At 72.4% G+C, this 24,869-nt stretch carries 20 protein-coding genes and 1 pseudogene; 13 read left to right on the forward strand and 8 right to left on the reverse strand.

The window, feature by feature from the left end; translation table 11 throughout:
- Window positions 1-67: 67 nt before the first annotated feature.
- The 4 genes from ACIQOU_RS25840 (at window position 68) to ACIQOU_RS25855 (ending at window position 3,771) form a co-directional block, all read left to right on the forward strand.
- Entirely contained in the window at window positions 68-706 is a 639-nt protein-coding gene (locus ACIQOU_RS25840; protein ID WP_401539422.1) for a TetR family transcriptional regulator, read from the forward strand.
- 379 nt (window positions 707-1,085) lie between these two features.
- Window positions 1,086-1,502, forward strand: a complete 417-nt coding sequence (locus ACIQOU_RS25845) for a transglycosylase SLT domain-containing protein (protein WP_401539425.1) — start codon at window positions 1,086-1,088, stop codon at window positions 1,500-1,502.
- A gap of 85 nt (window positions 1,503-1,587) precedes the next feature.
- Window positions 1,588-2,313: a YoaK family protein gene (locus ACIQOU_RS25850; RefSeq protein WP_401539428.1), complete on the forward strand. Its 726-nt coding sequence runs from the start codon at window positions 1,588-1,590 to the stop codon at window positions 2,311-2,313.
- A 288-nt stretch (window positions 2,314-2,601) separates the two neighbouring features.
- Window positions 2,602-3,771, forward strand: a complete 1,170-nt coding sequence (locus ACIQOU_RS25855) for a steroid 3-ketoacyl-CoA thiolase (RefSeq protein ID WP_401539430.1) — start codon at window positions 2,602-2,604, stop codon at window positions 3,769-3,771.
- Between the two features lie 21 nt (window positions 3,772-3,792).
- On the opposite strand, the gene ACIQOU_RS25860 is transcribed toward ACIQOU_RS25855, so the two are convergent.
- Together ACIQOU_RS25860 and ACIQOU_RS25865 are read right to left on the reverse strand one after the other, a co-directional pair.
- On the reverse strand, window positions 3,793-4,620 hold the full coding sequence (locus ACIQOU_RS25860) for a Scr1 family TA system antitoxin-like transcriptional regulator (protein WP_401539433.1): 828 nt from the start codon (window positions 4,618-4,620) through the stop codon (window positions 3,793-3,795).
- A 137-nt stretch (window positions 4,621-4,757) separates the two neighbouring features.
- The gene (locus ACIQOU_RS25865; RefSeq protein ID WP_401539436.1) at window positions 4,758-6,797 is read right to left on the reverse strand and encodes a bifunctional glycosyltransferase 87/phosphatase PAP2 family protein; all 2,040 of its coding nucleotides are present in this window, start codon (window positions 6,795-6,797) and stop codon (window positions 4,758-4,760) included.
- Window positions 6,798-6,938: 141 nt separating this feature from the next.
- Here ACIQOU_RS25865 and ACIQOU_RS25870 point away from each other — a divergent pair.
- The 3 genes and pseudogenes from ACIQOU_RS25870 to ACIQOU_RS25880 all read left to right on the forward strand — a co-directional run.
- Window positions 6,939-7,195: pseudogene (locus ACIQOU_RS25870) on the forward strand (hypothetical protein); the annotation flags it as partial.
- Window positions 7,196-7,628: 433 nt separating this feature from the next.
- Window positions 7,629-8,960: a DUF2330 domain-containing protein gene (locus ACIQOU_RS25875; RefSeq protein ID WP_401539439.1), complete on the forward strand. Its 1,332-nt coding sequence runs from the start codon at window positions 7,629-7,631 to the stop codon at window positions 8,958-8,960.
- A gap of 32 nt (window positions 8,961-8,992) precedes the next feature.
- Window positions 8,993-9,664, forward strand: a complete 672-nt coding sequence (locus ACIQOU_RS25880; protein ID WP_401539441.1) for an O-methyltransferase — start codon at window positions 8,993-8,995, stop codon at window positions 9,662-9,664.
- 14 nt (window positions 9,665-9,678) lie between these two features.
- On the opposite strand, the gene ACIQOU_RS25885 is transcribed toward ACIQOU_RS25880, so the two are convergent.
- Window positions 9,679-10,071, reverse strand: coding sequence for a hypothetical protein (locus tag ACIQOU_RS25885; protein WP_401539443.1), 393 nt, complete (start codon window positions 10,069-10,071; stop codon window positions 9,679-9,681).
- Window positions 10,072-10,151: 80 nt separating this feature from the next.
- On the opposite strand from ACIQOU_RS25885, the gene ACIQOU_RS25890 reads away from it, so the two are divergent.
- Complete coding sequence (locus tag ACIQOU_RS25890; RefSeq protein WP_401539446.1) at window positions 10,152-10,586, forward strand: DUF1992 domain-containing protein; 435 nt, start codon at window positions 10,152-10,154, stop codon at window positions 10,584-10,586.
- Here the strand turns inward: ACIQOU_RS25890 and ACIQOU_RS25895 are convergent.
- The 3 genes from ACIQOU_RS25895 to ACIQOU_RS25905 form a co-directional block, all read right to left on the reverse strand.
- Entirely contained in the window at window positions 10,575-11,240 is a 666-nt protein-coding gene (locus tag ACIQOU_RS25895; protein WP_401539449.1) for a hypothetical protein, read from the reverse strand. The genes ACIQOU_RS25890 and ACIQOU_RS25895 overlap by 12 nt on opposite strands.
- 7 nt (window positions 11,241-11,247) lie before the next feature.
- Window positions 11,248-11,856, reverse strand: a complete 609-nt coding sequence (locus tag ACIQOU_RS25900; RefSeq protein WP_401539452.1) for a hypothetical protein — start codon at window positions 11,854-11,856, stop codon at window positions 11,248-11,250.
- Between the two features lie 160 nt (window positions 11,857-12,016).
- Window positions 12,017-14,098 (reverse strand): DHA2 family efflux MFS transporter permease subunit, encoded by a 2,082-nt coding sequence (locus ACIQOU_RS25905; protein ID WP_401539454.1) that lies wholly within the window; start codon window positions 14,096-14,098, stop codon window positions 12,017-12,019.
- Window positions 14,099-15,447: 1,349 nt separating this feature from the next.
- Between ACIQOU_RS25905 and ACIQOU_RS25910 the strand changes: the two genes are divergently transcribed.
- Complete coding sequence (locus ACIQOU_RS25910; protein WP_401539457.1) at window positions 15,448-16,230, forward strand: peptidoglycan-binding protein; 783 nt, start codon at window positions 15,448-15,450, stop codon at window positions 16,228-16,230.
- 1,796 nt (window positions 16,231-18,026) lie between these two features.
- Here the strand turns inward: ACIQOU_RS25910 and ACIQOU_RS25915 are convergent.
- Both ACIQOU_RS25915 and ACIQOU_RS25920 read right to left on the reverse strand, forming a co-directional pair.
- The gene (locus tag ACIQOU_RS25915) at window positions 18,027-18,704 is read right to left on the reverse strand and encodes an HAD-IA family hydrolase (protein ID WP_401539459.1); all 678 of its coding nucleotides are present in this window, start codon (window positions 18,702-18,704) and stop codon (window positions 18,027-18,029) included.
- A gap of 619 nt (window positions 18,705-19,323) precedes the next feature.
- The gene (locus ACIQOU_RS25920) at window positions 19,324-19,905 is read right to left on the reverse strand and encodes a TMEM165/GDT1 family protein (RefSeq protein ID WP_401539461.1); all 582 of its coding nucleotides are present in this window, start codon (window positions 19,903-19,905) and stop codon (window positions 19,324-19,326) included.
- Between the two features lie 565 nt (window positions 19,906-20,470).
- On the opposite strand from ACIQOU_RS25920, the gene ACIQOU_RS25925 reads away from it, so the two are divergent.
- The 4 genes from ACIQOU_RS25925 (at window position 20,471) to ACIQOU_RS25940 (ending at window position 24,812) form a co-directional block, all read left to right on the forward strand.
- Window positions 20,471-21,115 (forward strand): HNH endonuclease family protein, encoded by a 645-nt coding sequence (locus ACIQOU_RS25925; RefSeq protein ID WP_401539463.1) that lies wholly within the window; start codon window positions 20,471-20,473, stop codon window positions 21,113-21,115.
- A 414-nt stretch (window positions 21,116-21,529) separates the two neighbouring features.
- A complete protein-coding gene (locus ACIQOU_RS25930; RefSeq protein WP_401539465.1) occupies window positions 21,530-22,600 on the forward strand; it encodes a fatty acid desaturase family protein in 1,071 nt (356 codons plus the stop codon).
- A 5-nt stretch (window positions 22,601-22,605) separates the two neighbouring features.
- Window positions 22,606-23,949, forward strand: a complete 1,344-nt coding sequence (locus ACIQOU_RS25935) for a glycosyltransferase family 4 protein (protein ID WP_401539468.1) — start codon at window positions 22,606-22,608, stop codon at window positions 23,947-23,949.
- Entirely contained in the window at window positions 23,946-24,812 is an 867-nt protein-coding gene (locus ACIQOU_RS25940; protein WP_401539470.1) for an alpha/beta fold hydrolase, read from the forward strand. Before ACIQOU_RS25935 ends, ACIQOU_RS25940 begins: the two co-directional genes overlap by 4 nt.
- The last annotated feature ends 57 nt before the right edge of the window (window positions 24,813-24,869 follow it).

Below are 24,869 nucleotides of genomic sequence, written 5' to 3' on the forward strand. Positions count from 1 at the left end.
TATCCCTGCCATGATCGGCACGAACACCCGCCCTCACCGACGGTCACGGAACAACGGAACGGTGCCCATGCCTGCGCAAGCCAAGTCGGCCAAGGTGGCAGCCGGAACCGCACGGCCCGCCTCGTCGCCGCTCACCGAACGGCAGGCGGCGCGGCGGCGTCGCATCCTGCACGCGAGCGCGCAGTTGGCGAGCCGGGGCGGTTTCGACGCGGTGCAGATGCGGGAGGTGGCGGAGTCGTCGCAGGTCGCGCTCGGCACCCTGTACCGCTACTTCCCGTCGAAGGTGCATCTCCTGGTCGCCACGATGCAGGACCAGTTGGAGCACATGCACACCACGCTGCGCAAGAAGCCGCCGGTCGGGGAGACGGCGGCGGAGCGGGTCACGGAGACCTTGATGCGGGCGTTCCGCGCGTTGCAGCGGGAACCGCAGCTGGCCGATGCCATGGTCCGCGCCCTGACCTTCGCGGACCGGAGTGTCTGCGCCGAGGTGGACCAGGTCTCCCGCCGGACGACGGGGATCATCCTGGACGCGATGGAGATCGCGGAGCCGACGCCGGAGCAGGTGTCGGCGGTGCGGGTCATCGAGCACACCTGGCACTCGGCCCTGGTGACCTGGCTGTCGGGCCGCGCGTCGATCGCCCAGGTGAAGATCGACATCCAGATGGCCTGCCGCCTGATCGACCTGACGGCACCCGACGGCACGTGACGCGTCAACGGGACGCGGGTGCCCTGTGACCGGGGCCACGAATGCGGGCCCCAGGCGTGTGACCGGGGTCGCCCGCAGAGCCGTTGACCGGTGAACCACCCCACATGACCCACATCACCCACTAGGCGGCCTAGTAGGGCATTCCGCGTGTCATGTTCCTGCGGTAACCGGCCCTGACCTGCACTTTGAGAGCCACGTCACACGAGGCGCGTAACCCCCAGATGCGATCACAACTAGTAAAAGGGGTCATTGCGGACACTCTTCCGGGCTGCTTCATTGGAGTCGTCGCAAGGCGCCGATGTGGCCTCCGGGCCCCGGCGCCGACGTACGCCCCAGGTGTACGGGAGCGACTGTCCCGTCCCCGAAGAAAAGGTTCCTCGTGTTCGTCTCCCGCATCGCCAGCCGCATCTCCCCGAAGAAGGCCCTCACCTCCGCCGCCGTGGCCGCCGCCACCGCCGGACTGGTGCTGACCGCGGCTCCCGCCCACGCCGCGACCGCCGACTCCGCCACGAGTGCCCAGGCCGTCGCGCAGAAGATGATCTCGAACAAGGCCCAGTACCAGGCGTTCAGCAACATCGTCTCCCACGAGAGCGGCTGGAACGTCAAGGCGACCAACTCCTCGTCCGGCGCCTACGGCCTGGTCCAGGCCCTGCCCGGCTCGAAGATGGCCAGCGCCGGAGCGGACTGGAAGACCAACCCGAAGACCCAGATCAAGTGGGGCCTCGACTACATGAACTCCCGCTACGGCAGCCCGGCCGCCGCCTGGTCCTTCTGGCAGACCCACCACTGGTACTGAGCCGGCCCGCCGCACGAAACGTTCACCGCCCGCACCCCCGCCACCTCCGGCGGGGGTGCGGGCGTCTGTGGTGGACTTGCTCCTCATGAACGAGCGGAACAGCGGGTCGAACGACGGTCAGGGCGCCGCCGCCGGGACGGCACCGGCGCCCGACCGCGAGGAGCGTGGCCTGCGGCTGGTGGTCGTGCTGCTGGCGCTGACCGTCGTGAGCGGCCTCATCGACGCCGTCAGCTATCTGGGGCTCGGCCATGTCTTCACGGCGAACATGACCGGCAACGTGGTCGTGCTGGGGTTCGCCGCCGCCGGGGCACCCGGCTTCTCCGTGCCGCACACCGCGACCTCCCTCGGCTGTTTCCTGGTCGGCGCGCTGGTCGGCGGCCGGGTCGCGGTCACCCTCGGCTCCGGCTCCCGGCGCCGCTGGGCCCGCCGCACCCTGGGCGCCGAGGCCGTCCTCGTCGGCGTCTCGGCGCTGATCGCCCTGGTCCGGCCGGGGGCCGGCGGCACCGTCTACGCGCTGATCGGCGTGACCGCGTTCGCGATGGGCCTGCGCAACGCGACCGTCCGCAAGCTGGGCATCCCGGACCTGACGACGACGGTCCTGACCATGACGTTGACCGGTCTGGCCTCCGACTCCCGGGTCGGCGGCGGCTCGGGGCGCCGTTCCCCGCGCCGGGCGGCGTCCGTGGTCGCGATGGCCGTCGGGGCGTTCCTCGGTGCCTGGCTGGTGATCCACCACGACCTGGGCATCCCGCTGCTGATCGCGGCCGTCGCCTCGGGCGTGCTGGCACTGGTGGCATCGGGGCGGGAGTAGGCGGGCGGCGGGGTGCTCCCGGTGGGGGATCGAGCGGCTCCGACTGATTTCTGACGGTGCGTCAATTTCGTTGGCTGCCTGGGGTGTTGTGACGGGTTCGCCGCGCCGCAAGGGGCCCTGTGGCCGCAATTGCGCGCGTGTGCACCGCAGTTGACCGTGCGCGGGCCCTTGCGGGGATCGGGTGCTGTCAGCAGACTGCACCCGGGAACTAGAACGCGTACTAGTTCAGTGCGGCGGTGGCCGGGACGCCCGCGCCGTGCGGGTACCCCAGGAGAGGATGCGCCTTCCATGGCCGCCGAGCCCGTGATCGTCGAAGCCGTACGGACCCCCATCGGCCAGCGCGGCGGCGCGCTCGCCCAGCTGCATCCCGCCCGTCTCCTGGGCGAGACCTACCGCGAACTCCTCGGCCGCACCGGCATCCCCGCCGACGCGGTCGAGCAGATCGTCGGCGGCACGGTCACGCACGCCGGTGAGCAGTCCCTGAACCCGGCCCGCACCGCCTGGCTGGCCATGGGCCTGCCCTACGAGACGGCGGCGACCACCGTCGACTGCCAGTGCGGTTCCTCGCAGCAGGCGGCGCATCTGACCGCCAACATGATCGCGGCGGGCGTCATCGACATCGGCATCAGCTGCGGCGTCGAGGCGATGTCCCGGGTGCCGCTGGGGTCGGGCTGGAAACACGGGCCGGGCAAGCCGTTCCCGGACGAGTGGAACGTCGATCTGCCGAACCAGTTCGAGGCGGCCGAGCGCATCGCCCGGCACCGGGGCCTCACCCGGGAGGACGTCGATGCCCTCGGCCTGCGTTCGCAGGAGCGGGCGGCGGCGGCCTGGGCGGAGGAGCGGTTCAAGCGGGAGACGTTCGCCGTGCAGGTGCCGACCACGGAGGAGGAGCAGCACGCCGGGCAGGGCATGGGGCGCCTGGTCGACCGGGACGAGGGGCCCCGGGACACGTCGATGAAGGAGCTGGCGGGCCTGAAGCCGGTGATGCCGACGGCCGTGCACACCGCCGGGAACTCCGCGCCGGTCGGCGACGGGGCGGCGGCCCTGATGTGGGCGTCGAAGCGGATGGCGCGGGCCCTGAAGCTGCGGCCCCGGGCCCGGATCGTCGCCCAGGCCCTGGTCGGCGCCGACCCGCACTTCCACCTCGACGGCCCGATCGACGCGACGCACGCGGTGCTCGGCAGGGCGGGGATGACGCTCGCGGACATCGACCTGGTGGAGATCGACGAGGCGTTCGCGTCGGTGGTGTTGAGCTGGGCGCGGGTCTTCGGGCAGGACCTCGACAAGGTCAACGTCAACGGCGGCGGGATCGCGCTCGGCCATCCGGTGGGGGCGACCGGCGCCCGGCTGCTGACCACGGCCCTGCATGAACTGGAGCGTACGGACAAGGAGTTCGCGCTGATCACGATGTGCGCGGGCGGCGGCCTCGCCACCGGCACGATCATCCAACGCCTTTGATTCCAGGGCGACTTGCGGGACTCACGGCGCGGGAGGGGCGTACCGGTCGGCCAGCACCCGGCGCATCAGCGCGGCCGATTCCCTGAGCGGCAGGGCGGAGGCCTGGAGGTGGTCGAAGCGGAGTTCGCAGTCCCGGACGGTGTCCGGGTCGGCGGTGGGGTAGCCGGTGCCGTACCCCTCCGTGTAGACGATGTTGGGGTCGCTGTGGAAGCGGAAGATGTTGAACGCGCCGGTCATGCCCGCGTGCACGCCGCTGCTGAACGGCAGGATCTGGACGTTGACGCGCGGGTCGGTCTCCAGGGCCAGCAGTCGGCCGAGTTGGCCGCGCATGACCTCCCGGCCGCCGATCTCCTGGCACAGCGCGGCCTCGCCGAGGATCACCCAGACGACGGGCGGCGCCTCCCGCGCGAAGAGCCGCTGCCGGGCCAGCCGGGCGGCGGTGCGGTCCTCCAGGTTCTGCCGGTCCAGCGCGCCGAGCACGGCGCGGGCGTACTCCGGGGTCTGCAACAGGCCGTGGATCATATGGGTCTGGAAGATCGAGATCTCGTTGGCCCGCGCCTCCAGTTCCGCCGCTTCCCTGAACCAGGCCGGGAGTTGGCTGCGCATGACCAGCTCCAGGAGGCGGGAGAGGAGTCCGCCGGTGTCCAGGGCGGCGTCGACACGTTCGCTGAAGGCGACGGTCGGGAGTTTGCGGGCGGTCTCGATCTGACCGATCAAGGAGGCCGTGTAATTGACGAGTTCGCCTAACTGACGCTGTGTCAGACCGGCCTCTTCGCGGCATCGGCGCAGCTCGTAGCCGTAGTAGTCGAGCGGCGACGCACCCGGGTCGAGTGCGTGGACGTACGTCACAGGACGGTCCCCTTCTGATGCGACCTGGCACGCGAGACGGACGCGTCGTGTCCGTGCGATGGCCCAGAGTAGTCGCCGCCCCTCGCGCGCGTACCGCGAACGAACGCCTTTCCGGCGCCGCCGACCGCCCTGCCGCGTCAGGTGCTCGGGGCGGGCTCGCGGGCCGGTGCGCGCTCGTCGCCGGTCCGTGCCGTCGGCCGGACGAGCCGCGCCCGGGGTCCCTGGAAGAGGTACGCGAGGCCGAAGCCACCGGCGACGACGGCCGCGCCGCCGACCGCGTCGAGGACCCAGTGGTTGCCGGTCGCGACGATCGCGGAGACCGTGAACAGCGGGTGCAGCAGCCCCAGAACCCGCATCCACACCTTGGGCGCGAGGAGCGCGATGACCACCCCGCACCACAGCGACCAGCCGAAGTGCAGCGACGGCATCGCCGCGTACTGGTTGGTGAGCGCGGTCAGGGCGCCGTAGTCCGGCTTGGAGAAGTCCTGGACGCCGTGCACGGTGTCGATGATCCCGAGGCCGGGCAGCAGGCGCGGCGGGGCGAGCGGGAAGAACCAGAAGCCGATCAGCGCGAGCAGGGTGGTGAAGCCGAGGGTCGAGCGGGCCCAGCGGTAGTCGACCGGGCGGCGCCAGTACAGGACGGCCAGCACGGTCATCGGGACGACGAAGTGGAACGACTCGTAGTAGAAGTCGAAGAAGTTCCGCAGCCAGCCGACCTGGACGACCGCGTGGTTGACCCAGCGCTCGATGTCGAGGTGCAGGAACCGTTCGATGTCGAGGATCTCGTGGCCGTGCCGCTCGGCGCGGGCCCGCGCGGCCTCGTTGCTGCCGCCGGTCGCGGCGAGCCTGACCTGCTGATAGGCCGCGTAGGTCACCCGGATGAGGAGCAGTTCGAGCAGCAGGTTCGGCCGGGTGAGGACCCGGCGCAGGAACGGCAGCAGCGGAACGAACCCGACGCGGGCCGGGACCGGGTCGGCGTACTCCGTGGGCACCGGCGAGCGGTAGGACGGCGAGGTGCGCGGCAGGAACGGGATCACGGTCGCCGCGAGGAGGGCGGCGAGGAGGACGACGTCGTCCCGGAGTCCGTGCAGGGCGGCCACGTTGGGCAGCAGCATCGTCGCGGGCAGCGTCATGAGCAGGACGACGGCGACCGGCCAGACATAGCGGTCGGAGGCCCGCCTGCCGACCCGGCCGACCATCGCGAGCAGCACCCACAGCAGCTGGTGCTGCCAGGTCGTCGGGGAGACGGCGATCGCGGCGCAGCCGGTGACGGCGACCGCGAGCAGCAGTTGGCCGTCGCGCGCGTACCGCACGGCCCGGCGCACCCCGAGGACGGCGACGGCGGTGCCGAGCGCGAGGAACAGGCCGATCTCCAGCGGCCCGGTCAGGCCGAGGCGGAGCAGGGCGCCGTGCAGGGACTGGTTGGCGAGGTCGTCGGCGGGGCCGCCGAGGCCGGTGCCCGCCATGTGGTGCACCCAGTAGGTGTACGAGTCGTGCGGCAGCGCCGCCCAGGCCAGCAGCGTGCAGGCGAGGAAGGTGGCGCCGGAGGTGACGGCGGCCCGGCGTCGGCCGGTGAACCACAGCAGCGGCGCGAAGAGCAGCACCGTCGGCTGGAGGGCGGCGGCGAAGCCGATCAGCAGGCCGCCGGCGTACCGGCCGCGCACGACGAAGCAGGCGAGCAGGACGAGCAGCACCGGGATGACGCTGGTCTGGCCGAGCCAGAGCGTGTTGCGCACCGGCAGCGACAGCATGAGGAGGCTGATCGTGACGGGGGCGGCGAGCAGCGAGGTGCGGCGGCTGACGGGCTGCGGCAGGGCCCGGGCGACGACGAGGCCGAGGGCGACGACCAGCAGCAGGGTGCCGAAGGTCCAGCCCCAGCCGAGGGCCTGCTCGGCCGTGCGGGTGAACGGCTTGAGGACGAGCCCGGCGACCGGGGTGCCGGTGAACTGCGTGGACGCGTACAGCGACCCCTTCACGTGCAGGACGCCGTGCGGGCCGACCCAGGTCTCCAGGTCCGTCAGCCGGTCGCCCCTGGGGGTGCCGAGAACGGCGGCCAGCTGCCGTATCGCGAGGACGGCGGCGATCAGCCACAGCCCGAGCCGCGCCGCGCCGAGGCGTCCGCCGACCGCCCCGAAGACGTCCCCGGGCCGTCGCCCGCTGTGCTCCACGTTCGCCACGCCTCGTAGGCCTCCCGCCCCGTCGTCCCGCCGCTGCGCCAGCGCGGGAGATACCGCGAACCCCCCAAAGGCTCGCATCACCCCCCTGGAGGGACGCAGGCAACCCCCGCTTCACCTGACGTCCGCTCTTCTTTCGTCCGGATGACGATAGTGCTCCCGGGGTTCCATCGCCCCCACGGAAGGCGAGATGGATCACAGTGCACCGGGGCGGGCGCCGCGATCACCGCTCCCCAGGTCCCCGAGCAGCACTCCCCCGACGTCACCGTCACCGGCCCCGTGGCCGTCAGGCGGGCCGTCAAGGCCGCCGCGCTCGGCAACGCCATGGAGTGGTTCGACTTCGGTGTCGACAGCCACATCCCGTGACGCTGGGCAAGGTCTTCCTCCCGGCTCGGCACCCTCGGTGTCCCATCGGTAGCTGTCCGGAAACGCATCCGGAACCCCTGCCTCCCCCGTACCGTCAGAATCCTGTTCGACTGCGACCTGTCATGCCGACGCCGCCATGGCCGGTCGGCAGGTCGTGCCGACGGGTCATGCGACAGGGCATGACGACTCATGGTGGAGGCCTCCGGGATGAGTGGTTGGTTCCTGCGCGAACGGTCACGCACGCGTGCGTCAGCGGCGGCGACACGTGCACAAAAACGTCCCCGCGCGCATACGAACACGCCGCTGGCTCCGTCATGGGCGTCCGCCGGAAAAGCGCGCCTCCGCGCGCGCGTGGCGAGCATGCGCGGACAACGTCCCCCACGCGCGCGTACGACGGCAACAGCAGCGGCCGCAACGGCGGTGACGTCACCGGCGCCGCACCCGACCGCCCCCTTACGCGCGCGTCCAGTGGGCGCCCGCCGAAAACGTCACCTCCGCGCGCGTGCCGTCGCCGTCGCGCTCGCGCTGCTTCTCGTCCAGGTCGGCTCGCTGGTCGTACCGGCGTACGCGTGCGGGTGCGGGGCGTTGATCCCCGGGGGCGACCGGGTGGTCACCGTCGGGCGGGAGGAATCCGTCGTCCGCTGGGACGGGCGCGAGGAGCAGATCGTCATGAGCCTGACCGTCTCCGGGGACGCCGAGCGGGCCGCCTGGGTCTTGCCGGTGCCGCACCGCGCGACGGTCCGCCTCGGCGACCGGGACCTGTTCACGCAGCTCGCCGACCTCACCGCGCCCGTGCACCGGACCCGCTCGCACTTCTGGCCGCAGGACGACGACTGGCCGTTGCACACCGGCGACGGCTACGGCCAGGGCCCGCCTCCCTCGCGCGCGGCCCCCGGCGTCGGCGTGGTCGGACGTCAGCGCCTCGGCCCCTTCGACGTCGCCCGCCTCACCGCGACCGACCCGGCCGCCCTGGGCAGCTGGCTCGACACCCACGGCTTCGCCCTCCCGCCCCGTCTCCCCGAGGCCCTCCAGCCCTACGTGGACCGGCACTGGGAGTACGTGGCGGTCAAGCTGGCCCCGCGAGGCTCCGGTGCCGCGACCGCCCCCGGCGGCACCCCCACCCCCGACACCCTGGCCACCCCCCGCATCACCCCCACCCCCAGCGCCAGCAGCCCGTACGCCACCCCCACCCCCAGCGCCCCGTACGCCATGCCCACCCCCGACTCCCCGTACCTCACGCCCACCCCCGGTTTCACCTCCGTCCTGGACACCACCCCCGTCTCCGACACCGGCGCCGCCGCCGCGCCCGCCCTGAACGGCACCCTCGACCCCCTGCACGTCAGCTTCGCGTCCGACAGTCCCGTCTATCCGATGCGGCTGTCCCGGCTCTCGCGCACCCCGCAGTCGCTGGGGCTGTACGTCCTCGCCCCGCACCGCATGGAGACGACGTCGGCGATCGGCGGCGAACGGCCCCGCACCACGTTCGCGGGCCGGGTCACGGCGCGTTCGGGCCCGCTGGCCGAGTTGACGGCGGGCGGCACGCCGTACCTCACGGCGATCCGCCAGGAGTTCCCGTTCCCGTCGACGATCGACGACGACCACGTGCTGCGCCGGGCGCCCGCCGACATCCCGTTCCAGCAGGTGATCTACGAGGACCGGTTGCGCACGCTGGTGGGCGTCCCGGCGTGGCTGCTGACGCTGACGACCGGGCTGTTCCTGACCGTCGCGGCGGCGACGGCGACGCCCCTGTACCGCAGGTACCGGCGGACCACAGACGCCTCCATTAGCATCCCTAGTTAGAGCGCCTAACTAGAACAGTGGAGCACAGACAGATGAGCGACCCGCAGACCTGGACCGCAGTCGACGCCTACTTCACCACCCACCTCGCACCGGACGACGACGCCCTGGTGGCGGCCCTGCGGGACAGCGACGCCGGTGGCCTCCCCCCGATCGCGGTCACCGCGCCGCAGGCCAAGCTGCTGCATCTGCTCGCCCAGATCCAGGGCGCCCGGACGATCCTGGAGATCGGCACCCTGGGCGGCTACAGCACGATCTGGCTGGCCCGCGCGCTGCCCGCCGACGGCCGCCTGGTCTCCCTGGAGTACAGCCAGCGGCACGCCGAGGTCGCCACCCGCAACCTCGCCCGCGCGGGACTGGACAAGGTGGTCGAGGTGCGGGTGGGCCCGGCCCTGGAGTCGTTGCCCGTGCTCGCCGAGGAGAACCCGGCGCCGTTCGACCTGGTCTTCATCGACGCGGACAAGAGCAACAACCCGCACTACCTGGACTGGGCCCTGAAGTTGACGCGTCCGGGCAGCCTGGTGATCGTCGACAACGTGGTGCGCGGCGGCCGGGTCGCCGACGCCGACAGCACGGCGCCGGACGTCGTCGGCACCCGTACCGCGATCGAACTGATCGGCGCCCACCCGAGGCTGGACGGCACCGCGATCCAGACGGTGGGCGCCAAGGGGTACGACGGCTTCGCGCTGGCCCGCGTGGTGAACTGAACTCCGGCCGGAATTCAGCCCTCGTGATAGAAGCCGACGTTGACGCTGCGCGGGGCGGTGCGGTCCTGGACGACGATCTCGCCGGTGCCGCCCCGGGGCAGCGTGACGCAGCCGCCGTAGGCGAGCATCTGCGCGTACTCCCCCACGATCAACCGCACCTCGGACGAGGGATCGTCCTGCGAACCGCGCAGCCAGCTGACCTGCCAGACACCCTCGGGTCCGCAGAGAAACTCCAGGTGGACGCGGGAGACGAACAGCCAGTCCTCCGGCGTGAGCAGCCGGCACACGGACTGGTCGCGCCCCACCCGCAGCACGGCGCCGGGCTCACTGGGCGCGTCGGCCATGAGCATGCCGGCCGTGGCCCCCTCTTCCGCCCCGGACACGGTCGCCATGGTGAGTTCGAGCACGTGCGCTCCTCCTGAAGTGTGCCTACACAGCCGCCGCATGATAAATCGCCCGGGCAGGTCACGTCCGGCACAATGAAGTCATGACCGAGCGAAAGCCACCGGGCGTGCCGTTCGAATCGTGGGTCGACAAGCAGATCCGGGACGCGGAATCACGGGGTGATTTCGCGCATCTGGCGGGCGCGGGCAAACCGCTGCCGGCGGGCACGGACACCTCGTACGACGAACTGTGGTGGATCAGGCAGAAGATGGCCCGCGAGGGGCTCTCGGTCCTCCCGCCGACGCTGGCGCTGCGCAAGGAGGCCGAGGACACGCTCACGGCCGTCTGGGCGGCCCCGTCGGAGCGGATCGTGCGCAAGCTCGTCACCGACGTCAACGTCAAGATCAGCGACATGATGTTCAAACCGCCGCCCGGGCCCCCGCTGGGCATGAAGCCGTACGACGTCGAAGAGGTCGTACGCCAGTGGCGGGAGCGCCGGACGGCGGTGGAGGGGAACGGCGGCCGGTCAGCCGTGTAGCAGCCGGTCGGCCAGTTCCCGGTAGTCACGCAGGGCGAGCCGGAGTTGTTCGGTGTCGGCGGCGCCCGTGTCGTCGCCGCCGTCGTGCCAGGAGGTGCGCAGGGTGCGGCGGCGTTCGGTCACGGCCTCGGTGAAGCGCCCGGCGATCTCGGCGAGCAGCTGATCGGCCTCGGCGACGGAGGCGCGCGGTTCGTCGACGAACCCGGCGACCGCGTCCTGGAGTTGGCGCCCGAACGTGTCGCTCTCGGCCTGCGGAAAAAGCCCGGCCGCCCCGTTCAGATGCGCCGAACTCCCGGCGCCGGTCTTCAACTGCCCGTCGCTGTAGGGCCGTTCACCCCGCTCGCTCTTCTCGTCCCGCTCAACTCCCCCTTGCTTCGCGACCGTTCCCGCATGCTCGGCCTTCTCTGCTTTCTCGGCCTTCTCTGCCTTCTCGGCCAACGGCTTGGGGGTCGGCGTTGCCGAGGGGGTGGTGCTGGTGGGGGCCGGGGGCGGCGGCTGGGGCGGGTGAACGGGGGTGCGCGCGTCGTCGGTCGGGGTGGTGCGCGCCCGTGTGGTCAGGTCGTCGGCGCTCGGACGGCCCCGGTCGGCCCGGTCCGTCCGGTCGGTACGCCGATCCGCTGCCGGACCGGTGGTGTTCTTGTCGTCGTCGGTCATGGGTCCCTCAACCTCCCTTGGCTGTCGTGTGGTTGGCGTCGTGCCGGTCGATGTGCGGTCGGCGGCGCGGGGCGGCGCCCGCTCCCACCAGTTCCTCGAACAGGCCGCGGGCCTCGATCAGGGCCGCGCGCAGATCCTCGGTACCGGCGTCCGCGTGGCCGCCGTTGGAGGCGTGGTGGACCTGCCGGTAGCCGTGCAGATGGTCCGGGTGGTGGACGGAGAGCGCGGCGAGCTGCTCGTCGTGGCCCGCGTCCGGGAACCCGAGATCCGCGGCGACCTCGGCCAGCAGCCGGTCCGCCTCCGCGACGGCCTCCTGCGGCGCGTCGACGAAATGCTCCTGAACGGCCGTCCAGCGCGCGGTGAGTTCCTCGCGCCGCCGGGGGTCCAACTCCCGTTCGCGCAGGGCCCCGTGGCGCTCGACGCGCTCGGCCAGTTCCCGTTCGGCCGCCTGGGTGTCCCCGTCGTGCCCCTTCAGGACCCGGTCGTACTCGGGCCCGAAGCGGCGCTTCAGATCCCGGCCGCCGAGCCCGCCCCGGGCCCGAAGGGTGACGGCGACCGCGCCGACTGCCACGGCCGCCACAATCACGATCAGAACGATGATCACGCCTGTGGACATGGATGCCTTCCGCTGTGAACGTTCCTGTCGGCCCGACGGGCCTGTGCACGCTCCGAGTTGCCCCAACGGCGCCATCCAAACGGTCACCGCACCCCCGCACCCCGCACACGCGGCCTGCCGACCCCGGCTGCCCAACTCGCGCCCCACGAAAGGCTGCTGTTCAACTCGCCTTCAGGGTGGCCCCGTTGTGGGGTTGTTCGCCGTCGGAGCCGCACAACTCCTCGTTGAGGAGCTTCACCAGGTGGGTGAGGTCGGTGGGGCGGTCGGGGCCCCACCAGTCGCCGAGGAGTTCGGACAGGGACGCCTCCCGGGCGTCCGCGAGCCGTCCGGCGGCCTCCCTGCCCCGGTCGTTGAGGACCATGTCCAGGCCCTCCCGGACGGCGAGGCCCCGCTCCTCGACCTGCCGGGCGGCGGCGATGACGACGGCGAGCGGCACGGTGGTGCGTTCGGCGAGGACCGCCGGTTCGGCCCAGCCGTACTTCTTGATGCGCAGCAGCAGCCAACTCGCCGACGGCGTCAGGTCGTAGCCCGCCCGCGCGGTGATCTTCCGGTAGATCTCGTGCCGCCCCTCCCGGGTGCCGAGCGTGGACAGGGCGCGGCACACCTCGTCGTAGGAGGACCGTTCCACCGGGTTGCTGGCGAGCGTCTCGCTGACGTCCGGCGCGGTGACCGAGCCGCGCAACGGGTCCTCCTTCAGGAACCACGCCAGCACGAAGCCGACGAGGGCGACCGGCGCCGCGTAGAGGAACACGTCGGTGATGGAGGAGGCGTAGGCGTGCAGGGCGGGCGGGCGCAGCGCGGGCGGCAGCGCGGAGATGCCGCGCGGGTCGGCCTTGAGGGTGGCGGGCGAGACACCGGCGGGGAGCCGGAAGCCCAGGAACGCGTCCGTGAGCTTGGCGCCGAGGCGGCTCGCGAAGATCGTTCCGAAGATGGCGACGCCGAACGAGGCGCCGATCGAACGGAAGAACGTGGCGCCCGAGGTGGCGACGCCGAGGTCCTCGTAGGAGACGGCGTTCTGCACGATGAGCACCAACACCTGCATGACCAGGCCGAGTCCGAGGCCGAAGACGAAGAAGTACAGGCTCATCACGGCGGTCGAGGTGAACTCGGTCATCCGGTGCAGAAGCAGCAGGCCGAGGGTGGTGACGCCGGTTCCGGCGATCGGGAACACCTTCCAGCGGCCGGTGCGGCTGACGATCTGCCCGGACCCGGTCGACGACAGCAGCAGCCCCGCCACCATCGGCAGCATGTGCACACCGGACATGGTCGGCGTGACGCCCTGCACGACCTGGAGGAAGGTCGGCAGATAGGTCATCGCGCCGAACATCGCGAACCCGACGACGAAGCTGATCACGGCGGCCAGCGTGAAGGTGCGCACCCGGAACAGTTTCAGCGGCAACACCGGTTCGGCGGCCCGGCGTTCGACGACGACGAAGACTCCGGCCAGCAGCACGCCCAGCACCGCGAGCCCGATGATCTGCGGCGAGCCCCAGCCCCAGGTGGTGCCCCCGAGGGAGGCGACCAGCACGAGGCAGGTGGCGACCGCGGCGATCAGGAAGGTGCCGAGATAGTCGATGACATGCCGGGCCGTGCGGCGCGGGATGTGCAGCGCGGTGGCGATCACGGCCAACGCGACTATTCCCACCGGCACGTTGACGTAGAACACCCAACGCCAGCTCAGATGCTGGGTGAACACCCCGCCCAGCAACGGGCCGAGCACACTCGTCGCCCCGAACACCGCGCCGAACAGCCCCTGGTACCGGCCACGTTCACGGGGCGGGACGATGTCCCCGACGATCGCCATCGACAGCACGATCAGGCCACCGCCGCCGAGGCCCTGAAGCGCCCGGAAGCCGATCAGTTCGGGCATGTTCCGCGCCATGCCGCACAGCGCGGAGCCGATCAGGAAGATCACGATCGCCGTCTGGAACAGCCTCTTGCGCCCGTACTGGTCGCCGAGTTTGCCCCACAACGGGGTCGCGGCGGTCGACGCCAGCAGATACGCGGTGACGACCCAGGAGAGGTGGTCGAGGCCGCCGAGGTCGCTGACGATCGTCGGCAGCGCGGTCGACACGATCGTCTGGTCGAGGGCCGCGAGCAGCAGACCGAGCAGCAGGGCACCGATCGAGACGAGCACGTTGCCCGGCACATGGTCCGGCGCCGCACTGCCGCGTTCGGGCGGCTTGTCCGGCGGTTCCCCGTGCCACACCTCGCCCGTCGTGTCGCGCGCATCCCCGGCCATCCGTGCCTCCCGAGGCTCTTGTCACACATCCATGGTGATCGGTGTGCGCGGTTATGGCCTGTCGAGTCCGGTTCACCACCGGCCGGAACCAGTCGCTCCGGGGCTTCCGCGGGGCGGCGTGAAGGAGATCCGCATAACCTCTGGAGTTCGCGTGGGGGCACGAGGGGAGGGAACGACACGTGAGTGAACCGAGAGACCGCCGATGCCCGGAGTGCGCCGCACCCAAGGCCACCGACGGCTCCCCGTCCTGCGCCTGCAACCAACGCGCCTCCGACGCCTTACGCGACACCCGCGAGGCGGAAGCGGCAGCGGCGGAAGACTTCGACCCCTTACGCATCAGGCCATACGTGGAACTACTGGGCACCCCAGAAGCTCCGGAAGCTACAACGCCGGGCACAGCGGGGACGCCGGGGGCGGGGACGGCGGGGGCAGCGGGGACGCCGGGAGCGGATAGGCCGGGGGCGGGGACGGCGGAGACGCCGGGGGCAGCGGGGACGCCGGGGGCGGGAACCGCAGGAGCGGGGATGCCGGGGGCGGGAACGGCGGGAGCTGGGACACCGGGGACAGCGGAGACGCCGGGGACGGGAACGGCGGGAGCTGGGACACCGGGCACAGCGGAGATGCCTGGGGCGAAGGGGGCCGACAGGCCGGGGGCGGGAACAGCAGAGACGTCGAGGGCAGGGACGGCGGGAGCTGGGACGCCGGGCACAGCGGGGACGCCGGGAGCGGATAGGCCGGGGGCGGGGACAGCGGAGACCCCGGGGGCGGATAGGGCAGGGGCGGGAACAGGCGTAGGAGCAGGAGCAGGGGCAGGGGCACGAGCAGCAGGCTCGGGGTCGGCGACGGGGTCAGTGTCGGAAACGGCGGCGACGGCGGCGGCGAGGGACGTGGCCGAATCTCCGGCGCCGGGCGCCTACGGGACCCGCGCGGGAACGGCCGGGACTGCGGCGGGTGCGCCCGCTCCCCGGCGGACCGGGGTGGGTGCTCCGGGGACTGCGGGGACTGCGGGGACTGCGGCGGGCGCTGGCGGGACTGCGGCGGGCGCTGGCGAATCCCCTAGGGGACCTAGGGGCCATAGGGAATCTGGGGAAATAACCGGGGGTCCTAGGTCCCCTAGGGGTAGCAGGGCCGGCGCTGCCGAGGCCGTGCCGCCGGGCGCCCCCACGTCCCCTACGGGTCCTACGGGTCCTACGGGTCCTACGGGTCCTACGGGTCCTACGGGTCCTACGGGTCCTACGGGTCCTACGGGTCCTACGGGTCCTACGGGAAACCCTGCCTCCCTGGCAGGGGCAGCGCCAGGCACCGGAGCCTCCCCGGGCGGCCCGACATTCCCCGCCGACCCGGTCACGGTGCCCGTAGGGGTGGTGCCCGGCAGCACCGACCTCACCGCACCCATCCCGGTCATCCCCGCCACGCCAGCACCCACGCCGCCGCCTCCCCGGACCGAGGAGACCCTCGCGCTGGGCACGATCTCCCCGGCGGCCACCTCTTCGTCTCCGGCCCAGTCCGAACCGGAACGGCGACGACGGCGCCGTGCGCTGTTGCTCAGCGCGGGTGGGGCGGTGATCACGGTGGCGGTGGCGGCCGCTCTGGTGAGCGGGGTGCTGTCGTACGAGTCCCCGTCCCGGGACGGCGTTCGGGCGGACGACGTCCGTGCGCGCGTTCCGGACACGGCGACACACTCGCCGTCGACGTCACCGTCCGTCACCCCGACGACCCCGTCGGCGGAACCGTCGGCCACACCGGCACGACCGTCCCCCACGAGGTCGCCGTCCGCCTCCGCGTCCGCGCCTTCGGCGAGCCCGACGCCGAGCACGTCGAGGTCGGCGAGGCCGAGCGGGACCCCGTCGAGCAGCAGCACGCCGGGTGCCCCGAACCAGGGGACAGCATCCCCGGGCCAGTCCGCCGCGCCGGTCCTGGAACCCGGCGACGACGGCGACGAAGTCACCGAACTCCAGCTCCGGCTACGCCAGTTGAACCTCTACGACGACGACATCGACGGCGACTACGACACCCAGGTCGAGTCCTCGGTCCGCAACTACCAGTGGGCCCGAGGAATCACCACGGATGAGCTGGGCGTCTACGGGGCGACAACCCGGGCCCGCCTGGAATCAGAAACGTCCCAGCCGTAGACACCGCAGGCCCAGAGGCCCCGGGGCCCAACGACGCCCGGGGCTCCCGGGGCTCCCGGGGCTCCCAGGCCAGCCGGGGCAGTCCAGGCCTTCAGGCCTCCCAGGCCCCCAGGCCACCCGGGGCAGCCCAAGCCTTCAGGCCTCCCAGGCCTCCAGGCCACCCGGGGCAGTCCAGGCCACCCGGGGCAGTCCAGGCCGCCCGGGGCAGTCCAGGCCGCCCGGGGCACCCGGCGCTCCCGAGGGAGCCCAGGCCTCCTGCGACTCCCCGGGCTCCCATGCCTCCAGCGCCTCCAGGGGTCCCCGGGGCCCCCACGGCTTCCGGGCCAGCCCTGGCCTCCCGGCGCTCCCGGGGTTCCCGGGGCTCCCGGGGTTCCCAGGGCTCCCGGGGCTCCCGGGGCTCCCGGGGCTCCCGGGGCTCCCGGGGCTCCCACGCCTCCCAGGCCACCTGGCCTCCTGGGGCTCTCGTCGCTCCCGTCACTCCCGGGCCAGCCCAGGCCTCACAACGCTCCCAGGGCTCCCAGGCCAGCCCAGGCTTCCCGCGGCTCCCCGGGCTCCCCAGGCTCCCCGGGCTCCCCGGGCTCCCCGGGCTCCCATGCCTACAGCGCCTCCCGGGGCTCCAGCACCTCCAGGGCCCCCACGCCTCCCACGGCTCCCAGGCCAGCCCTGGCCTCCCGCGCCTCCTGGGGCTCCAGCACCTCCAGGGGTCCCCGGGGCTTCCACGCCTCCCACAGCTCCCGGGCCCAGCCCTGGCCTCCCGCGCCTCCTGGAGGCTCTCGGCACTCCCAGGCCTCCCAGGCCTCCCAGGCCTCCCAGGCCTCCGGGGGCTCCCTGGCCTCCTGGGGCTCTCGGCGCTCCCGGACCAGCCCAGGCCTCCCAACGCTCCCGGCACTCCCGGCACTCCCGGCACTCCCGGACCAGCCCAGGCCTCCCAACGCTCCCGGCACTCCCGGCACTCCCGGCACTCCCGGACCAGCCCAGGCCTCCCAACGCTCCCGGCACTCCCGGCACTCCCGGACCAGCCCAGGCCTCCCAACGCTCCCAGGGCTCCCGGCACTCCCGGACCAGCCCAGACCTCCTGGCGCTCCCGGCGCTCCCGGGGGCTCCCATGCCTCCAGCGCCTCCTGGGGCTCCAGCGCCTCCCGGGGTCCTCGGAGCTCCCCCGCCTCCCACGGCTCCCGGGCCTCCTGGGGCTCTCGGCGCTCCCGGACCAGCCCAGGCCTCCCAACGCTCCCAGGCCAGCCCAGACCTCCCGGCGCTCCCGGCGCTCCCGGCGCTCCCGGCGCTCCCGGCGCTCCCGGCGCTCCCGGCGCTCCCGCACGACTGATAGCACCCCGCCCTACCCGGAGGCCCCGCCGAATAGATCCGGAGCTCGGGACAGACTCTGAGCCCGGGACGGACCCTGAGCCCGAGACGAACCCCGAGCCGGGACAGACCCCCAGCCCGGGACAGCCCCAGAGCCGGGACAGACCGGAGCCCGAGACGGACCCGGAGCCCGAGACGGACCCGGAGCCCGGGGCCAGACCCGGAGCCCGGGGCCAGACCCCGAGCCCGGGGCCAGACCCCGAGCGGGGACACACCCCGAGCGGGGACACACCCCGAGCCCGGGACAGACCCCGAGCCGGGGACGGACCCGGAGCCCGGGGCCAGACCCCGAGCCGGGACAGACCCCCAGCCCGGGACAGACCCCGAGCCGAGACGAACCCCGAGCCCGGGACAGACCCGGAGCCGAGACGGACCCCGAGCCGAGACGGACCCGGAGCGGCCCACCAGCCCAGCCGCCCGGCCCCCCTCCCCCATCACCCCACGTAAAGCCGCAGACCCGCCCCGCCGTCGCCGTCGATCGCCTCCACCCGCACCTGTGTCAGGTCGCGCACGACCACGTCAGGGTCGTGGAAGTCGGCACGCGGGCCCACGCCCACGACCCGCATCCCCGCGGCGCGCCCCGCTGCGATGCCCGCCGCGGAGTCCTCGAAGACGATGCAGTCGGCGGGGTCGACGCCCAGTTCCGCCGCGCCCTTGAGGAAGCCCTCGGGGTCGGGCTTGCTGGCGCCGACGGACTCGGCGGTGACGCGGATGTCCGGCAGTGCCAGGCCCGCCGCGCGCATGCGGGCCGTGGCGAGGCCCAGGTCGGCCGAGGTCACCAGGGCGTGCGGGAGGCCCGCCAGGGAGGCGAGGAAGTCGGGGGCGCCGGGGACCGGGACGACGCCGTCCAGGTCGGCGGTCTCCTCGGCGAGCATGCGCGCGTTGTCCGCGTGGTTGTGCTCCATGGGCCGGTCGGGCAGCAACAGGGCCATCGACGCGTAGCCCTGCCTGCCGTGCACCACCTTCATGACCTCGTCCGCGTCGAGTCCGTGCCGGTCGGACCAGCGCCGCCAGCAGCGCTCGACGACGGCGTCGGAGTTCACGAGGGTGCCGTCCATGTCGAGCAGGAGGGCGCGGGCGGTGAGGACGGTGGGCACGGTGGTGGCCGTCATCGGCAGCTCCAAGACGCGGGGCAGGGGGCGTACGGGTCCGCCCCCAGAGAAACCCTGAGAGTCCCTGGCCTGAGTAACCCTGAGTGACCCCGAGTCACCCTGAGAAGAGCGACAAGCTTCCTCCCGGAGTGGAGCCCCAGAGGAGCCCCGGAAGAGCAGCCCCGGAAGAGCAGCCCCGGCGAAGTCCCCTAGGGAGAACCCCCCAGGCGGGCCCCGGCGGAGTCCCCTAGGGGGAATCCCCAGGCGAGCCCCGACACCGAGCCCCGACAAGAGCCCCTAGGGAGAAGCCCCTAGGTGAACCCGGCAACGAGAGCCCCTAGGGAAGCGCCCCCAGGGGCGAACCCCTCCGGGCTCCCACAGGGGCGAACCCCTCCGGGCAGCCTCTCCGAGGAACCCCGGAATCCCGGAGCCTCCAGAAAGAAACAAGGCGGCCCCGCCCGCCGGTCAGGGAAAACGGACGGGGACCACTTTGTTTCTCCACGGTACAAAAAGAACCCCTCTCTCGCCAAGGGGCCCCGGAAGAGTTCATCCGGCGTTCAGCTCGACCGGTCCGACGCACTCGACGGGCCCGACGCACTCGACCGGCCTGACGCACTCGACCGCCCCGACGCACCGGCGATCACGCGGCCACCGCCTCCCACAGGCTCCACACCCCGAGCCCGACCATCAGCAGCGCCGCGATCTTGGTGATGAGCGCCAGCGGAACCTTCTTCATCAGGGCCTTTCCGCCGAGGATGCCGAGTCCGCCGACCGCCCAGAGCCCGAGCACCGCACCGATCCCGACGGAGAGCGGGTCGTCGTAGCGGGCCGCGAGGTTGGCCGTCATGATCTGCGTGAGATCGCCGAACTCGGCGACGAGGATGAGCATGAACCCGGTCCCGGCGACCTTCCAGAAGGACTGGTCGGCGGGCTGCCGGATCTCCTCGTCCTCGTCGCTCTTCTTCAGGAGCAGCACGGCGGCGCCGCCGAGGAAGAGAACGCCGGTCACGGCGTGGACGATCTGCTGCGGGAGCAGGGTCAGCACGCTGCCGGCCGCGACGGCGAGCGCGACATGCACGGCGAAGGCGGCGGCGACGCCGACGAAGACGTACGAGGCGCGGTAGCGGGCGCCGAGGACGAGCCCGGCGAGGGCGGTCTTGTCGGGGAGTTCGGCGAGGAAGATGACGCCGAAGACGAGTGCGGTGACGGTGAAGCTGATCAAGGTTCCTCAATCGGTCGGGGCTGCCCCACCGAGAGGTTGCGATTCCTTCGCGCCCGGACCTCATGTCCGCGTCTCGCGTCCGGATCTCGCGTCCGAATCCTTCGTCACGGGGAAGGGCCCGGGGGGAGAACGCCTCGGCAGGACAGCACACGAGGTGCCCGGGTCGCGGGTGCGACACAGGCGGACGTGTACTGCTGGCCGAAGGTCTCGCTGACGCGTCCGGTCCGCCCGGTCCGCGACGGACTCCCGTCGCCTCCCTGACCGACCGCCCGCCGTCTCCCGGACGGAATCACCCGTCACGTCCACGACGGACCACGCCTCCGGGCGCCGGCTCAGACGAGCTGAGCAGTATGTCGACGGTCCCGGCGAAGAGCTACTCCCCTTCTGCGCCGCCGAGTGTACGCGAAGGGTCTGTAAGGGGGCGGATCGGAAAGTTCGACCGTACATCTTGCCCTGACATGGACAGGTCACTAGCTTCTTACCGGACGTACACCCCACGGCAATACGGCACCGCGAGCATTCCCTCGCCCGCGCTCCAACACCCCCACATTTCCTAGGAGTTCGTATGCCGAAGTTCTACGCGCGTAAACGCCTGAGCATCGTGGCGGCGCTCACCGGACTCATCGCCTCCGTCGCCCTGTTCAACGGCCCGACCGCGTCCGCCGCCCTCCCCACCCCGGTCAGCGGCGCCACCGCCCGCAGCTACCTCGCCCAGCTCACCGTGGCCACCGAGAACCGCACCGGCTACGAGCGGGACCTGTTCCCGACCTGGATCACCATCAGCGGCACCTGCAACACCCGTGAGTACATCCTCAAGCGGGACGGTACGAACGTCGTCACCGACGCCGCCTGCGCCTCCACCAGCGGCAGTTGGTTCTCCCCCTACGACGGGGCCACCTGGACCGCCGCGTCCGACGTCGACATCGACCACATGGTTCCGCTCGCCGAGGCCTGGGACTCCGGTGCCAGCGCGTGGACCACCGCCCAGCGCCAGGCCTTCGCCAACGACATCACCCGGCCCCAACTCCTCGCCGTCACGGACAACGTGAACCAGTCCAAGGGCGACAAGGACCCGGCCGAGTGGATGCCGTCGGTCACCTCGTACCGCTGCACCTACGTCCGCGCCTGGGTGCAGGTGAAGTACTACTACGACCTCTCGGTGGACTCCGCCGAGAAGACGGCCCTCACCAACTACCTGGCGAGCTGCTGACCCCACCCCGAACACCCCGAAACACCCCGAACGGCTCGTCCCCGCCCTCCCCCGGGCCGGGGACGAGCCGTTCGCGCGTGCACGGCACCCGGCAGGGGCGACGGGACAGGACCCGCGACGACGTCGAGCGCGTAAGGCACGTCGGCCGTGTCGGGCACGTCGGCCGTGTCGGGCGCGTCGGCCGCGTCGACAGAACACCCTTGTTACTCAAGGGACTTGACGGACCGTCACCATCCACCCCTCACCCTGTCGAGTGCTTGCCTCCTCCGCGAGCGCGGGGTGACACTGGGGCAGAGCCGACCATATTCGGAAGAATGGTGATCCGGTCCGGGCCGAACCGCCATGGCAACCACGGCGGTTCCGGCAGCCCCGGCGACCCCGGTCGGCCGGAGCGACCCGGAGAGGGACGGTGGCATGGCCGTTCAGGACACCGCTGCCGACGACCCTGCTCAGCGCGGCGACTTCGCGGAGCTGTACCGGCGCGTCTCGGACGCCGGTCTGCTGCGGAGACGTCCGCTGTACTACGCGTGCAGGGCAGCGGCGTTGCTGGTCGCGCTGGTGCTGTTCCTGGTGGGTTTCCTTGCGCTCGGGGCCAGTTGGTGGCAACTGTGTCTGGCACCGCCGGCCGCCCTGCTGCTGGGCCAGTTGGCGCTGCTCGGCCATGACGTCGCCCATCGCGCGGTGTTCACCGGTCGCCGGGCGGGCGACCTGACCGGCATCTTCCTCGGAAACCTGCTGGTCGGTATGAGCTACGGCTGGTGGGTGGCCGACCACAACCGACATCACGCCCACCCCAACCGCGAAGGGCACGACCCGGCCGCCGACTCCCTCCTCTTCGTCAGAACCGCCGAACAGGCCTCCCGCACCAGGGGGTTGAGGCGCTGGATCGCCAAGTACCAGGCGGAGCTGTTCTTCCCGCTGCTGTCCTTGCAGGCGTTGGGCCTCACGGTCGCCACCTGGCTTGCTCTGACCCGCGGTTCGGTCCGCCACCCGGTCCTGGAACGGACGCTCGCCGCGCTGCACTACCTCCTGTCGGCGGCCCTGCTGTTCGTCGTCCTGCCCCCTCTCCAGGCGCTGGCGTTCGCCGCGGTGTGCGGTGGCGTGCTCGGCGTGTACCTGGGGTGCGTCTTCGCGCCCAACCACAAGGGGATGCCGATGACGGGCCAGGACGCGGCGCGTGCGGACTTCCTGCGGCGGCAGGTGCTGCCCTCCCGCAATCTGCGGGCCGGCCGTTTCGTGCACGCCGTCTTCGGCGGCCTCGGCCACCAGATCGAGCACCACCTCTTCCCGGCCATGCCGGTGGTCGCGCTGCGCCCGGCCTCGCGCATCGTGCGCGCCTACTGCGCGGAGATCGGCGTGGAGTACTGCGAGGCGGGCCTCCTGGAGTCGTTCCGGGAGATCCTGCGGGATCTACGCGCCGTCGGCCGCACAGTCCGGACGGACCCGCCCCACTCGGCCGCCGCGAAACCCGGAGGCGCCTGGTGAGCCGGATGAGCCGAGTGCAGCACGGGTCGACGGCCCGCACCGCCGACGCCCGGGCGACCACCAACGTCCCGGCGACCACCAACGTCCCGGCGACCACCGATGTCCGGGCGACCGGCGACCTCCGGACGCCCACCGGCATCCAGACGCCCACCGGCATCCGGGCGCCCGGTGGCGACCGGCTCCGCGTTCTGATCGTCGCCGAGTCCTTCGCACCGCAGGTCAACGGCGTCGCCCACAGCGTGCTCAGAGTGGCCGAGCACCTCATCTCCCGTGGCCACACCCCGGTCGTGGTGGCGCCGAGGGCACGGGCCGCGCCGGGGAACGGGGGCGACGGTTTGGAGCAGGCGTACGGCTATGAGGTGGTCCGGGTCCCGTCGGTGCCGTTGCCCGGTTATCCGGAGGTGCGGATCGCGCTCCCGGGGCGGCAGTTGGCCCACGCCCTCGCACGGCACCGCCCCGATGTGGTCCACCTGGCCGGGCCGTTCGTGCTCGGGGCCGCCGGGCGGGCCGCCGCCGATCGGGCCGGGGTTGCGGTCGTGGCGGTGTTCCAGACGGACGTGGCCTCCTACGCCCGCACCTATCTGCCGGTGGCGGGGGCGGCCGGAGCCCGCCTCGCCTGGTGGCAGTTGCGGCGCGTCCACGCGGGCGCGCGGACACTGGCGCCGTCCCGGGCGTCGTTCCAGGCCCTGGTGGCGCACGGTGTTCCCCGGGTCCATCTGTGGCCGCGCGGCGTGGACTGTGTGCGGTTCCATCCCCGGCACCGGGACGAGTCCCTGCGGCGGCGCCTCGGTCCGCGCGGGGAGTTCCTGGTGGGGTACGTCGGACGGCTGGCGGCGGAGAAACAGGTCGACCGGCTGGCGGAGGTGTCGCGGCTGCCGGGGGTGCGGCTGGTGGTCGTCGGCGACGGCCCCTGTCGGCCCCAACTGGAGGCCGCGCTCCCGGACGCGGTCTTCCTGGGCCGCCGGACCGGGCCTCAACTCGCCCGGCTGTACGCCTCGTTCGACGCGTTCGTGCACGCGGGGCCGTTCGAGACCTTCGGCCAGACGATCCAGGAGGCCATGGCGAGCGGCCTGCCCGTGGTCGCCCCGGCGGCCGGTGGGCCGTTGGACCTCGTCCGACCGGGGCAGACCGGGTTCCTGGTGCCGCCCGGCGCGGGGGCGGGGTTCCGGGAGGCGGTGGAACGGCTGGTCCGGAGCGGGGAGTTGAGGTCGGCGCTCGGACGGGCGGGCCGCGCGGCGGTGACGGGACGCAGCTGGGAAGCGGTCGGTGACCAGCTCATCGAGCACTACCGGCTCGCCCTCGCGGAAACGACCCCGGGTGGCGACCACTCCCCCAGGAGCGGACCGTGACGCGGCAGACCCTCGCTGTCGAGTACGTCGGCAGTTCCGCCCCGGCCGCCGAGACCGCCGTTTTCCTGCACGGGCTGGGGGGTTGGACGCACAACTGGGCCGCTCTGATCGACCTGATGCGGACGTCGACGCACTGCCTGGCGATCGACCTGCCCGGCTTCGGGAGGTCGGCGCCGCCGCCCGACAGCAGACTCACCGTCGAAGGACTGGCCGCGGCCGTGGTCGCCCACCTCGAACGGACCGGACACCACCGCGTCCACCTCGTCGGCAACTCCCTCGGCAGCCTGGTCGCCCTCCGCATCGCCGCCCAACACCCGGACCTGGTCCGCACGTTGACGTTGATCGCGCCCGTCCTGCCGGCCCGCCCGTCGGCGCAGGCCCTGCGGGTCGCGCTGCTCGGCCTGCCCGGCGCCGCGCGCCTGTATGCCCGGCACCTGGCCAGCCGCGACCCCGACCGCCAACTCGACGACCTCTACCGCCTGATCTACGCCAACCCCGCCCTGGCCGGCCCCGAACAACGGGCGGTGGAAGCCCGCGAGCGTCAACGCCGTTCCGAACTGCCTTACGCGCCGCAGATGTTGGCCGAGGGCGTCCGCGCCCTGCTCCGCACGTACCTCCACCGGGGCCCGGAATCACCCTGGCACCAAGCACGCCGGGTCACCGCCCCCACCCTGCTCGTCTACGGCCGCTCCGACCGCCTGGCCCCTCTCCGCACGGCCGCCCACACCTACGCGGCCTTCCCCAACCCCCGCCTCCTCACCCTCCCCACCACAGCCCACGTCCCCATGCAAGAAACCCCCACCCCAGTAGCCCAGTCCCTAAAAACCCTGATCAAGGAAGCAACAACGACTCAACCCACCTAGCGCCACGAGGCCGCCCCACCGACCGCACGCCGACACCCAACCCCACCACCCCAGGGG

Source organism: Streptomyces sp. NPDC091279 (assembly GCF_044757465.1).
Lineage (GTDB): Bacteria > Actinomycetota > Actinomycetes > Streptomycetales > Streptomycetaceae > Streptomyces.

Excerpts from the sequence above, each read along its gene's own strand:
- ACIQOU_RS25915 (WP_401539459.1), bottom strand. The coding sequence starts at position 18,704 with ATGACGGCCACCACCGTGCCCACCGTCCTCACCGCCCGCGCCCTCCTG.
- ACIQOU_RS25840 (WP_401539422.1), top strand. The coding sequence starts at position 68 with ATGCCTGCGCAAGCCAAGTCGGCCAAGGTGGCAGCCGGAACCGCACGG.
- ACIQOU_RS25855 (WP_401539430.1), top strand. The coding sequence starts at position 2,602 with ATGGCCGCCGAGCCCGTGATCGTCGAAGCCGTACGGACCCCCATCGGC.
- ACIQOU_RS25880 (WP_401539441.1), top strand. The coding sequence starts at position 8,993 with ATGAGCGACCCGCAGACCTGGACCGCAGTCGACGCCTACTTCACCACC.
- ACIQOU_RS25925 (WP_401539463.1), top strand. The coding sequence starts at position 20,471 with ATGCCGAAGTTCTACGCGCGTAAACGCCTGAGCATCGTGGCGGCGCTC.
- ACIQOU_RS25900 (WP_401539452.1), bottom strand. The coding sequence starts at position 11,856 with ATGTCCACAGGCGTGATCATCGTTCTGATCGTGATTGTGGCGGCCGTG.
- ACIQOU_RS25935 (WP_401539468.1), top strand. The coding sequence starts at position 22,606 with ATGAGCCGAGTGCAGCACGGGTCGACGGCCCGCACCGCCGACGCCCGG.
- ACIQOU_RS25930 (WP_401539465.1), top strand. The coding sequence starts at position 21,530 with ATGGCCGTTCAGGACACCGCTGCCGACGACCCTGCTCAGCGCGGCGAC.
- ACIQOU_RS25905 (WP_401539454.1), bottom strand. The coding sequence starts at position 14,098 with ATGGCCGGGGATGCGCGCGACACGACGGGCGAGGTGTGGCACGGGGAA.
- ACIQOU_RS25850 (WP_401539428.1), top strand. The coding sequence starts at position 1,588 with ATGAACGAGCGGAACAGCGGGTCGAACGACGGTCAGGGCGCCGCCGCC.
- ACIQOU_RS25890 (WP_401539446.1), top strand. The coding sequence starts at position 10,152 with ATGACCGAGCGAAAGCCACCGGGCGTGCCGTTCGAATCGTGGGTCGAC.
- ACIQOU_RS25895 (WP_401539449.1), bottom strand. The coding sequence starts at position 11,240 with ATGACCGACGACGACAAGAACACCACCGGTCCGGCAGCGGATCGGCGT.